This window comes from Peribacillus tepidiphilus (assembly GCF_009466385.1).
GTDB lineage: Bacteria > Bacillota > Bacilli > Bacillales > DSM-1321 > Bacillus_BN > Bacillus_BN tepidiphilus.
Genome location: NZ_WIAQ01000010.1, coordinates 48,529 through 60,841, shown reverse-complemented (window position 1 = coordinate 60,841; position 12,313 = coordinate 48,529). Strand labels below are relative to the sequence as shown.

Annotated in this window: 11 protein-coding genes; 2 read left to right on the top strand and 9 right to left on the bottom strand. The window is 40.1% G+C overall.

Going from position 1 to position 12,313, the window contains the following annotated elements; genetic code table 11:
- Nucleotides 1–6 precede the first annotated feature (6 nt).
- Nucleotides 7–681 carry a TetR/AcrR family transcriptional regulator gene (locus tag GD441_RS08070; RefSeq protein WP_153125539.1) on the top strand — a complete coding sequence of 225 codons (675 nt, stop codon included), beginning with the start codon at nt 7–9 and terminating at the stop codon, nt 679–681.
- A 219-nt stretch (nt 682–900) separates the two neighbouring features.
- On the opposite strand, the gene GD441_RS08065 is transcribed toward GD441_RS08070, so the two are convergent.
- From GD441_RS08065 to GD441_RS08025, 9 genes are all read right to left on the bottom strand, one after another.
- Nucleotides 901–1,974, bottom strand: a complete 1,074-nt coding sequence (locus GD441_RS08065) for a PQQ-dependent sugar dehydrogenase (protein ID WP_153125537.1) — start codon at nt 1,972–1,974, stop codon at nt 901–903.
- Nucleotides 1,975–2,158: 184 nt separating this feature from the next.
- Complete coding sequence (locus GD441_RS08060; RefSeq protein WP_153125535.1) at nt 2,159–3,034, bottom strand: Cof-type HAD-IIB family hydrolase; 876 nt, start codon at nt 3,032–3,034, stop codon at nt 2,159–2,161.
- Between the two features lie 69 nt (nt 3,035–3,103).
- Complete coding sequence (locus GD441_RS08055; protein ID WP_153125533.1) at nt 3,104–3,766, bottom strand: DNA alkylation repair protein; 663 nt, start codon at nt 3,764–3,766, stop codon at nt 3,104–3,106.
- Between the two features lie 288 nt (nt 3,767–4,054).
- Nucleotides 4,055–4,990 (bottom strand): ATP-grasp domain-containing protein, encoded by a 936-nt coding sequence (locus GD441_RS08050; RefSeq protein ID WP_153125531.1) that lies wholly within the window; start codon nt 4,988–4,990, stop codon nt 4,055–4,057.
- A gap of 219 nt (nt 4,991–5,209) precedes the next feature.
- Complete coding sequence (locus GD441_RS08045) at nt 5,210–6,313, bottom strand: PRK06851 family protein (protein WP_153125529.1); 1,104 nt, start codon at nt 6,311–6,313, stop codon at nt 5,210–5,212.
- A 176-nt stretch (nt 6,314–6,489) separates the two neighbouring features.
- Entirely contained in the window at nt 6,490–6,966 is a 477-nt protein-coding gene (gene ybaK, locus GD441_RS08040; RefSeq protein ID WP_153125527.1) for a Cys-tRNA(Pro) deacylase, read from the bottom strand.
- A 3-nt stretch (nt 6,967–6,969) separates the two neighbouring features.
- Nucleotides 6,970–7,893, bottom strand: coding sequence for an SDR family NAD(P)-dependent oxidoreductase (locus GD441_RS08035; protein WP_153125525.1), 924 nt, complete (start codon nt 7,891–7,893; stop codon nt 6,970–6,972).
- 50 nt (nt 7,894–7,943) lie between these two features.
- The gene (locus GD441_RS08030) at nt 7,944–8,513 is read right to left on the bottom strand and encodes a TetR/AcrR family transcriptional regulator (protein ID WP_153125523.1); all 570 of its coding nucleotides are present in this window, start codon (nt 8,511–8,513) and stop codon (nt 7,944–7,946) included.
- Between the two features lie 294 nt (nt 8,514–8,807).
- Nucleotides 8,808–11,006: a DNA topoisomerase III gene (locus GD441_RS08025; protein ID WP_276567785.1), complete on the bottom strand. Its 2,199-nt coding sequence runs from the start codon at nt 11,004–11,006 to the stop codon at nt 8,808–8,810.
- A 431-nt stretch (nt 11,007–11,437) separates the two neighbouring features.
- Here GD441_RS08025 and GD441_RS08020 point away from each other — a divergent pair, with 431 nt between their 5' ends.
- Nucleotides 11,438–12,310 (top strand): NAD-dependent epimerase/dehydratase family protein, encoded by an 873-nt coding sequence (locus GD441_RS08020; RefSeq protein ID WP_153125519.1) that lies wholly within the window; start codon nt 11,438–11,440, stop codon nt 12,308–12,310.
- Nucleotides 12,311–12,313 lie beyond the last annotated feature (3 nt).

Sequence of the window (12,313 nt, the reverse complement as noted above, 5' to 3'; positions counted from 1 at the left end):
CTTGGCATGACAAAAAAAGATTCACTTGAAGAATGGTTGATGAATACAGAAGACGATTCGCTTACCGATAAACAAAAAAAAATTATAGAAGCAGCCATTGAGATCTTTGCAGAAAAGGGGTATGCTGCTGCATCCACAAATGAGATTGCTAAAAAGGCTGGCGTTGCAGAAGGGACGATTTTCAGACACTATAAAACAAAAAAAGACCTGCTGCTTTCTATTGTAGCCCCTTCAATGGCTCGCCTTATTGCTCCATTTGTCATAAAGGATATTTACAAAGTGTTAGACGGAAAGTATGAAAAGATGGAGGATTTCTTCCATGCAATGCTCAAAAATCGCCGGGAGTTTTTGAAAAACAACATTGCGATCTTTCGAATTTTAATACAAGAAATCCCTTTTCATACCGAATTGAAGGAACAATTTATGGAGCATATTGCGAAAAAGATTTATGCTCGCTTTGAACAAATCGTCATCCATTATCAAGAAAAGGGCGAAATCATAAACATTCCTCCTCTCTCGGTCATTCGTTTTGTTATTTCTGTCTTTCTAGGATTCTTACTTGCACGCTATCTTGTGTTTCCAGACATAGAGTGGGATGATGAAGCGGAAGATGAACGGACAATTCAGCTCATCATGCATGGTCTTAGCTCAAGGAGTGCAGAAGAAAAAGGGGCAGACTAAAAGGGCGTTGTTTAACGGCTCTTTTAGGTTAGCTTCTCTTTTGTAGACAAATCGGCTAAAAAACGCCACGTATTTGTATATTTCAAATTTTAAAAAGAAGGGCGTCCCAAAAATACTTTTTGGGATTCCCCTCTTTTTTTTCGTAAAATGATATTAAATCCTCTTTTCAAAGGAAACGTACCATCACTGTTAGTCAGTCTCTATTTAAGTGTGTCACACTCACTGTAAAGGCATACTGTAAAGTTTGTCGTCATCCTCCGCAGGATTGCCTCTTCCATCGGTATTATTGGAGATAAAATACAGAGTATTTCCTTCAATAAAGAGATCTCGAACTCTTCCTACACCTGTAATGATATCCTTCATTTCACCTGAACGAAGGTCGTACATTTTGACTGCTTCTCCACGCAAAGCTGCTACATATAGCTTGCCATCTTTGTAAGCAATGCCTGAAGGAGCCCATGTACCTTCGCCGGAATGGATAAGAGGCGCTTCCATCCCTTGTTTCCTCTCATCTCCAACGATTAGAGGCCACCCATAGTTTTTGCCAGCTTCAATTTTATTCAGCTCATCATGTCCAGCGGGACCGTGCTCACTTTCAAACAGTTCATTCTTTTCATTCCAAGCAAGCCCTTGAGGATTTCGATGACCGTAGCTATAAACATAGGAATCATCAAAAGGATTATCATCCGGAATGGATCCGTCCAGATTCATTCGCAGAATTTTTCCTCCCAGTGAATCCCTGTCCTGAGCAATTTCTTCACGATGAGCATCTCCTGTTGTTACGTACAGCTTAAAATCCGGCCCAATTTTCAACCTGCCGCCGTGATGAAACTGATCGCTAGGAATACCGTCCAGCAATACCCTTTTTTCCTGCCATTGGCCATTTGAACGTTGAAGCTCTATAACACGATTCATCGTTTGCCCATTATGCTCATACGTATAATAAGCCAATGCCTTCTGCGTCTTTTCAAAGTCCGGCATCAAGACAAATCCTAAGAATCCCGCTTCTGGATTTTTTGATAGTCTCCTATTAAAACGCACTTCTTCCCGACTTACCTTTCCCTTTTCCACTACAGCAACTGTCCCATCGCGCTCACTAATAAAAAACGTCTCCCCGCTTTTATTAATGCTCCATGGAATCCTTAACTCTGTTGCAATGGTTTGGAATTCGATGTTTTGGACCGTTTCTATGCTTTTTTCGTTTGAATCGGTGTTCTTCGGTCTACTGTTCTCGTTCACACAGCCGCTAAGATTCAGCAATACGATTGCAGCTACAAGTAAACGTTTTTTCATGTAAACATCCTTTCCTCATTGAATAGGACCTGAGATGTTCTATCTCGCATTAACGGGCAGTAAGACCCCTACTTCAAGAATTAGAGATATTTGATGAAGTACTATGTGGTGTCAACTGCCCGTAAAGGCCCGATTGGTTCAACTAACCATCAGTGGAAAAACCCCCACTGATGGAAGTTTCACTTTATCTAGCTGTTTCTTCTTGCTTTAAAGCCTTCCAGATCGCTTTTGCAACACCGTGTTCATCATTTATAGACGTAACATCATGACAGAGCTTTTGAATTTCACTAGGTGCATTTCCCATCGCCACCGCATGGCCTACTCTTTCAAACATGCTTACATCATTGTAATTATCTCCAATCGCCATCGTCTCGCTCAATGAGATTTCTCGTTTTTCGACAAACCTAGCAAGCGCAATTCCTTTCTGAGCGTCACGACTTGTCACTTCCAAGTTTTCTTTACCCGAAGAGCTTATGGTTAGGCTTGATATTCTTTTTAATTCTTCTTCAGCCTGCCCAAGCTTTTCAAAATTAGAAGAAAAGACCAACAGCTTATAAAACTCGATTCCATCTTCCTCGAATAGACGATCATAATCTTCAATCACTTTCACATGCCCTAATTCAAACCGTTCGTTGGCCTTCTCACTTACGAATAACGGGTCTAAATCGGGATTGGCGCTAAGGAAAATATCTATAATGGTAGCTACTGAGCGATCTCGGTCAAACGAATAGGTTCCCTTGCTCGTGTAAATTTCATAATAGATATCCGCGTTTTTCAAAATTTCTCCGGCCTTTTTTACCGCCGAAGGGTCCATAGGATTGGAGGCAACCTTTTCTCCATTTTCACTCATGACAACGGCACCATTTATGCATATGACCGGACAGCTTAGTCCAGCTTCATCTAACGCATACCGTGCTTCTATGTAAGAACGCCCCGTTGCAATGACAACCTCAACTCCTTGAGATTGCGCTGTTTGAATAGCCTTTTTGTTTTCTTCACTCACCTTTTGATCTTTATTCAGCAACGTACCATCCATATCAATCGCAATACACTTAATCATTGTCACATTCACCTTCTTAGCTGTATTCTATCAAACTAATTTTTAGTAAACTTGCCTATACAAGTTCTATTATATATATTTACTCCCTTCTTTTACACTTAATTTTGCCAAATGATGGGTATCTATAAACCTCCTTACAGAATCTGGATTTGTTTTGGAATATTCCCGTAATGCCCATCCAATTGCTTTTTGAATAAAGAATTCTTTGCTGTCCGCGTTTTTTTCAATATAGGTATAAAGACGATTTTCATCCGTTTTGTCCTTATATTTTAGCTGAAACAAAATCGCTGTCCGTCTTAGCCACATATTTTCATCAGTCGCCCATTTATCCAAATATTCCTCCTTTAAAAACTCGTACTTTGCTGCAATCCCACCTACGAGATAAGAAGCAATTAAATCAACCGTATCCCACCAGGATTTATTGATAATCATGAACTGTAGCAATTCAATATCCTGAGGCTCGAGCTTTTTTACAAACTTCATCCCATAATCAATGGCAGCATATTGTAATTCTCTTTCTGGGTAATACCAGAGCTCTTTTACAAAATCACGGTCAAATGATTGTTTTAAGATGCCTGTCTCGTTAAAGAATTGCCTGGTTAGCGCTTTTCGTTCAGGAGCTCTAATCCCGAAAAAAATGAAGTGATTTTTCATGTACTTACTCATAGGCTCAGCATTTTCAGGATTCGCGTGTTCTTTATAGAATGCATATAAAATTTGAGATTTTTCCATTTTTATTACACCTACTTTTTTGGTCTTTTTCTTGAGCCTTCTGTAAAACGATTATTTTTAGAAATAAATGATTAATAAACATTTTTCAAATACGAAAATTCCTAATAGATCTTTCATTAAATAAATCCAGGCTTATAATGATCACATTTTTCAATTTTAAGGAAACATAATGGTGAATATCGCGCTCATTTGTTGCTCTAAATATTATAAGGAAAGACGGCTTTAGCTATTGCTAAGGCCGTCTTAGGTTGTAGACAAAGTATATTTCACGCACAATCAGACCGCTTTTTATTTTGTAAGCTCTGCACCCAAAAATTTTGCAATTTCAAGCATTCCATATTTTCCAGCTTTTTCTTCGGCATCTCGGTTGTAATTCGTGTTTGTGTTCACATCGTACGTATAGATCGTTCCATTTTTGTCGCGTATGAACTCAATACCGGCAATGGCAATCTGGTTTTCCCTTAGAAATTCTTCATATTGTTGAATAATAGGGTCATGAAAATCCTCGATAATCTCAAATTTCGGTCTTGTTTCAGCTTCTTCCCCAACCGGGCAATAAAGGTCCCCGATTTGACAAGCATCAGCAGGACATAACTGAAAGCCTTCTGACGTATCGACACGCACAGCATATAAAAACTTCCCATTCACAAACTCACAGCGGGTAATAAAAGGTTCTGGAGCTTGAATATATTCTTGTATTAATGTTATACCGTCTATCGATTCTTCAAATTCCTCTCCCTCCAAAAATTCCTTAAGAGCCTTGATGGAATAAAATAATTGAACCCCAAGACCTTTACCTGCCCGGTTATGTTTGGTTATAAAGGGCTGCCCATCAAATGCTTCCGCTGCTTTGAGGATGCTGTCTTTTCCAACAGCAGCAACGGTCTTCGGAGTTTTTATTCCTTGTGCTTGCAGGGCCATGTATTGTGCTACTTTGCTGACTTCAAGAGAAATCGCTTTTGTTCCATTGAACACTTTTCGACCATGCCTCTCAAGCCATGCTAGAACAGAAGCTGTTAGTTCTGGGGCATAACGGTGTCCACGGGTATGTGAAGAGGCACTCATCCGGTTGTAGAAAACCCCTTCCGGAGGCTCTTCATCCAACTTGACCATTCCTTGATCTAAATGCCATTCTTCATAAGGCAGGTTAAGCTCGTCCAATCGCTTTGTCAAATGCTGTGTCCACTCACTGTTTTCATGAATGATGTATATTTTTTTATCCACTGCTGCTCTCCTCACATATAAAAACTATTATTCCAACTACTTTACTTAGATTTTACCTTACATACACTTAATTTTCACCTTCCTAAAATCATTCCATACTTGCTAAGCTAATCGTTTCAAGTAGTAACTCTCGTCTTTGGACTATTTCGGAGGAGAATTAGACATAAAAATGGGGCAATTCCCAACTGGGCTGCCCTTTTATAGGTATGAAGCTCTCTGCTAATTTGACTTTATTTCCTCTAACAAAGCGATTTTGTTCATGATTCCAGTCTGAATCTCTTCGATCTTTGTAAAATCTACCGCAGAAATATAGATTTGTTCCAGCTCATCGTGAAGCTCCTTTGCTTGAGCTAAAAAAACAATGGCTTCTTTCATTTTTGCTCCGTATTGTAATGAAATTTCTTTTATTTCTGCGGCATACTTTTCATCGGTCCCCTGTGCAATTGCAATTTCGTACACATCCACGATTTCGTCACCTTCTCGACTTGGAAAATATTCGTGAGGTGCGGTACTGTCGAATATAGCGAAACCGAGTTCTCGGACGATGATCATATCTAGACTGTTTGGATCAAACCCGCAATGATACACCTCGACATCAAATCCTCGTTCTTCTGCTGTGTTTGCTAATTTTTTCAGCATGGTAGACTTACCAGAGCCAGGTCTTCCTTTAATAAAATATCGTTTAGATATTCCTTCTGTGAGATTTGGGACAAAATCAACCGCACCCTTTGGCGTTGCTGCTCCTAAGAACCGATGACGGACCACAGACTCTCTTTCCTTTTTGTGATCGCCAAAAAGCTTTTGAATTAAATCTTCCGTTAAGTTATTAGCTTTTTCGAAATCCATGTTTTCGATATAGATTTTTTCCCAATCGTCATGAATTTTTAATGCATGGGAAAAAGTATTGTAAGCAGAGGCAAATAAAGCAGAAATAGACTTCGTTAAGTCTACGATTTTTTCTTTAGACTCTGTCAGCATCTTAGAGTTCCAAGCTTCCCCAAGGTTAACATACTCTTCTACGGCTCCTGGAGCTTTCGGCTCAATAACATGAGGCGCGGTTCCATCCACAATGCCGGCTTGAAGCTCTACAATAATCACCCCATCAATGGATTCATTGTCAGATGAGCAATGTAAGTACTCTATACTGTAGCCTTTTTCTTCGTAATGTTTTCCAACTTTTTTCATCAATGTGGACTTACCTGTTCCAGGTCCGCCCTTTAGAATAAATAACCGATTTAATCCTGCAAGATTAGATTCGTACAGACTATGAAAGCCCCGAGCTGTGTTGCCTCCAGCGAAATAATGTAATACATTTCCTCTCAAATGAAGCACTCCTTTTCCAACTTGAAGTGTAAATGCTTACCTTTTTCACTGTATGCAATCAGAGTGGGATAGGTGAATGCCTAGTAAAAAAGAGGCTACAAGTGAGCCCCCGAAACTGTACGAATTCATATTTTGTTCCTTTATTGTTTTCCAAATTTTGAAGATTAGTTGACCAACTACTTCGTTAATTCCATTAGTTCGGCCCCAGTCGCTTTCACTAAATCCTCTACTTTCAGCTCAATCTGAACGCCGATTTTTCCTCCGCTGACAATGATGGTATCAAGGCTCCTTGCAGCTTCATCAATAAAGGTTGGAAACTGCTTTTTCATGCCGACAGGGGAGCAGCCGCCACGAATGTATCCCGTTACTTTTTGAATGTCCTTCACCGGAATCATTTCTATCTTTTTTTCTCCAGCTGCTTTGGCGGCTTTCTTTAAATCAAGCTCTGCTTCAACGGGAATGACAAACACATAATACGATTTACTTGCCCCTTGTGCAACAAGCGTTTTATATACGATTCCAGCTTCCCGACCAATTTTCTGTGCTACGGAAACACCGTCAATTTTGCCATCATCGGGACTATATGTCATCATTTCATACGGAATTTTCTCACTGTCTAAAATTCTCATCGCATTTGTTTTCCCTTTTGCCATGATTTACTCCTTTACATGTTGAATGGTTTGCAATATTCCTTCTTTATAAGACGTTCTAGGCAATATGCCGATTTCCCTTTCATATTTACTACTATCTAATATTACCGGTTCTTCTGTTAAGTATAGCATTTCCACTACTTCTTTCATGCCTTTATTAAACAGGCCCAAAAACGATATGGCACGCTTGCCTATGGAGGATACTTTCTGATGATAACCGAGAGTAGTGCGGACCAGTTCTATTATTTCGTTTCCGGAAATCGTACCCGCCCCTGCAATATTCCAGTTTTGGCCATATGCAGCATCTGTTAAAGAAAGCTCAACAAGAGCTTTGGCTCCATCAGGGGTAAAAATATATTCTCTTTGAACGGAAAGATCTCCAACAAACATGGCTTTTTTATTTTTCGCGATATTTTTTAACGTATAATTTAGAATAGAATTCTCAGCATAGGGCCCATAAAAATCAGGGAAATGAGCATAAAGAATCGGGACTCCTGTTTCTTTTGCCCGCTTTTCTATTTCAAGGCGAATCTTTCCTTTTTTGGTGTGAGGATTTTTTGGAGCCGTTTCTGAATGCTTTTCAGCACTCTTTTTCCCGTAAGCATAAATATTATCCACCACTGCAAGCTTTGCACCTACTTGTTTAGCTGCTTCCCAAATGTTCTTGTTTAACTGCAGCAGCTTTTCTTCCCACTGTTCATATGGAATATTTACAGCATGGATTATGATGTCTACATCCTTTGCAGCTTCCAAAAGCTGTTCCAATTGAAAAACGTCACCTTGGAAAATTTCGACCTCAGAACCGAATAATTTCATCAATTTTTCTTTGTTTCTAGCAAAAACTCTTACGTCCTTGCCCCTCGCTAGCAATTCTTTCGTAATAGCGTAGCCCATACCACCTGAAGCCCCTAACACAAGAAACTTTTTCATAAAAATGCCTCCTTATTAATTAACCATCGGTCAATAATGTATAAAATTTTTTAGTCGAGCAAGCCTTTTACGATAAAACGAGCATGGACCATTGCGAGATCCTTTACATCATCGTACGTTTGCCCACTTCGACAATAGTGTGTAACAAATCCGTGAAGCGAGAGAAACACTGTCCATATTTGTCCGATACTCGCTTTGCCTTCACAAAGTCCATACACCGCGGAAGCAAAACGTTCATAGCTGACATTAGGAGACTGGTGCAAATAGCTTCTTACCTCTTCATCCTTGATTAAAAACATGATTTCATATTGACTTTGATGCTGGAGACCAAATTCGATATAGCCTAAGAAAATTTCCATCAGCTTTTCTCGCTTTGGCATTTCTTTGTCTAGGATGGTTTGTAACAGTTCATCGAGGGAGCGAAAATCTTCTTCAACAATCGTGTAAAAAAGCTCAGCTTTATTTTTAAAATGATAATAAATGGCTCCATGGCTGCATTGTAGTTCTTTTGCAATCTGTCTCATGGATACATGCTGATAGCCATTTTTCACAAAAAGCTCCCGAGCTGCATCCATAATCATTCCTCGTGTTAGTTCATTTTCTGCTTTTCTTGGAGACATTTACAAGCTCCTTCCATTGATCCCGTATGAACACAGGACGTTACACTTTAGTCTGCAGTCACGCCCCACTGATGTTTTTTTAAAACCAATCGGGCCTTTACGGGCATTTTCCTAATGAATTTAATTTTATTGACCACTGTTCAAATTAAGTATATGCTAAAACAGCTCTTTTGACTACTGTTTTTTCCATTTTATTAAAATAAAGGATTACAAAAAAAGCTGTCCCACCAAAGTTCATCAAGAACTTACGGGACAGCCTTTTTCATTGGGACACTCTAATTCAGTGCGAAATTTTTATTGATTCAGCTTCAGCTTGGCAAGCGCATCAGCCAGTGCTGTATTGATTGGCTCTTCTTTGTTTTGCTGTTTAAGGTACTTGGCAACATCTCTTTTATTAGCTGCTGCATTGCCGGATTTTTTCTTTCTTTCCTGAAAAGCGCTGAGCTTTTCACGGTGTCCGCAGGAGCAAACGAAAATTTGCCCTTCTCCTTCACCACGGAGCTCCAGCTTTTTATGGCAAACTGGACAGCGTGCGTTTGTTATTCTCGCAATGGTTTTACGGTATCCACACTCGCGATCCTGACATACGTGCATCTTGCCCTTTTTACCATTTACCTCAAGCAATAGTTTTCCGCACTCTGGGCAGTGTTTGCCTGTAACGTTATCGTGCTTGAATTTTTGCGAGCTATTTTTAATTTGGTTGACCACTTGCTTCGCATAAGTTTTCATTTCAGAAACAAAGAGGTCTTTTGACAGCTTGCCTTGGGCGATTTTTTGCAGCTTCAATTCCCATTCAGCAGTCAAGGCTGGTGATTTTAAATCCTCTGGCACGAGATCGAGAAGCTGTTTGCCCTTTGATGTGATATAGATGCTCTTGCCTCTTTTTTCAATGAGGAAGGTGTTAAAGAGCTTTTCTATAATATCAGCACGTGTGGCAACTGTCCCAAGCCCTCCTGTTTCACCAATGGTTTTGATGAGTTCCTTGCTTTCTCCGCTCATGAATTTCACTGGATTTTCCATCGCTGAAAGAAGCGTACCCTCATTAAAAGGCTCTGGTGGCTTAGTTTCTCCTTTGGTTAGCGTAATGGTAGCGATCGGAAGCTTGTCACCTTTTTTTATTGCAGGAAGATTTTGATCCTCCTCATTCTCATCCTCACGTTCTAATTGGAATAAATCCTTCCAGCCAAAGTTCAGGACACGTTTTCCTTTTGCGGTGAAGTGCTCTCCCCCGATATTTGCCGTAAGCGTTGTTTGCTCAAATTCATATGGAGGAAGGAAAACAGCTAAAAAGCGTTTAACAATTAAGTCGTAGATCTTTTGCTCTTTATCCGTTAGCTTTTGCAATAATGGAGTTTGTTCCGTCGGGATAAGCGCATGGTGATCCGATACCTTGCTGTTGTCAACAAAGGATTTATTGGTTTTAATAGGACTTCGTAAAATTTTTGTCGCCCATTGAGCATAAGGCTTGATGCTCACCGCTTCTAAACGCTCTTTTAACGTGTCGACAAGATCCGTTGAGAGATATTTGGAGTCTGTTCTCGGATAGGTGACAACCTTATGCTGTTCATACAGCTTTTGTGTGATGGATAGCGTTTCTTTTGCGGAGAAGCCGAAAATTCGGTTCGCATCGCGCTGTAATTCTGTTAGATCATATAATCCAGGAGCAAAATTCTTTTTCGTATTTTTATGAATTTCTATAATTTCTGCGCTTTTGTTTTGGACTTGCTTTAATAGACTTTCGGCTCTAGCCTGATCAAACATTCTGTTGTCCTTCGTTTTTCCATCTTGCCATGTGAGCTTCAGGCCATTTTCTGCAGTAGCCTTAAGACCAAAATAAGGCTTTGGTTTAAAGCTTTTTATTTCTTCCTCACGCTTTTCAATCATGGCTAATGTAGGGGTTTGAACACGACCGCAAGAGAGCTGTGCATTATATTTCGTTGTGAGCGCTCTTGTTGCATTGATCCCCACTAGCCAGTCTGCCTCAGCTCGCGCCTGGGCTGAAGCATATAGATTGTCATATTCTCTGCCATCCTTCAGGTTTTGGAAGCCTTGCTTGATGGCTTTATCGGTTACAGAGGAAATCCAAAGACGCTTGATTGGTTTTTTTACATGAGCTTTTTCAAGGATCCACCGTGCCACAAGCTCCCCTTCACGACCAGCGTCGGTTGCGATGACAATATCTTTTACATCCGGACGATTGAGTTGAGCTTTCACGGCTTGAAATTGCTTGCTCGTTTTTTTAATCACCACAAGCTTTAGCGATTTCGGAAGCATCGGCAAATCCTCAAGCCGCCATGCCTTGTATTTTTCGTCATAAGCCTCTGGGTCCGCCAGCGTCACAAGGTGACCAAGCGCCCATGTAACAATATATTGCTGGCCTTCAAAAAAGCCATTTCCTTTTTTATGACATCCTAATACGTTTGCTATATCTCTTCCAACAGAAGGCTTTTCTGCCAGTACAACGGTTTTCTTCAAATGTGTACATCCTTTCATACTTGCTATTTTCAGTATCTCACAAAATGAAGGGAGAAAGAAGTCAAGACTCGCATTCTGCGGGTTTAGTAATCGATTTCTACACTTTCTATTAAACTTGGAAACCAGTTAGGACTCATTTTCTGCGGTTTCATACTTGTTTTGAACATTTTAGTTAGAAAATCGGAAAGCACCAGCAATAAAATTCGCGGTCTTCCGAATAGTACAGCCTCAATTCACAATAATCCCGCCGGATTACATGGGAATCCCGCGAGGTTCCAGAATAATCCCCGCGGGTTTTGAGAATAATCCCGCTAGTTTTAATAATAATACCGCCAGTTTTCACATTATTCCCGCCAGATGTTATTTTTTATCATCTTCCAATCAAAAGGAATCCGGTCTTCGACAAGAGAATATGATAGATACATCTACATAAAAGGAGGACACTTTTCTTGAAAAAAATATTAGTCTTTGGCGGTACTCGATTTTTTGGAAAGAAACTCATCGATCGACTGATTGAACATGGCTGCGATGTAACCATCGCCACTAGGGGAAATACTGCAGATGATTTTGGTGATCGTGTAAAACGAGTACAGTTAGATCGCAGTGTTGATGATTTTCGATGGGATCAGTTGAGAGAACAAAAGTGGGATGTCGTATACGATAACATTTGTTATAACCATCGAGACGCAGAAATTGCTGTGAATAAACTTTCAGGAAAGACGGAGAAATACATTTTCACTTCAACATTATCTGTCTATGATTTTACAGAAAAAGCACTTGTAGAAGAGGATTTTTCCCCTTACGATTATGCCTTGCCGTCGAAGGATGCAGAGCTAAACTATGCGGAAGGCAAAAGGGCTGCAGAGGCTTATTTTTTCCAAAAGAGTGATTTGAATGTTACAGCAATGCGTATTCCCATTGTGCTTGGAGTCGATGATTATACGAAACGTCTGCATTGGCACATTGAGAAAATTGCAAAAGGAGAAGAGATTGGGTTTCCAAATATAGAAGCGAAAATGGGGTTCGTTTCATCAGATGAAGCTGCGGATGCTCTATTCTGGTTAAAAGATCAGCCGGCTCAGGGTCCGATCAATATTTGCTCAGAGGGGATCCTGTCGCTTAAGGAACTGATCGGCCAAATTGAAAAAGAGACAGGAAAATCAGTCATCCTAGCGAAGAATGTGACAGAGAAAAATCATTCTCCGTTTGGTGTTCCCAAGTCTTGGTATATGAGTCTCGATCAAGCGAAAGCGGCAGGCTATAAACCAAAAGAACTTCAAACTTGGCTGTTTCCGTTAATTAAAACCTTAGAATGGAGGTAGTTT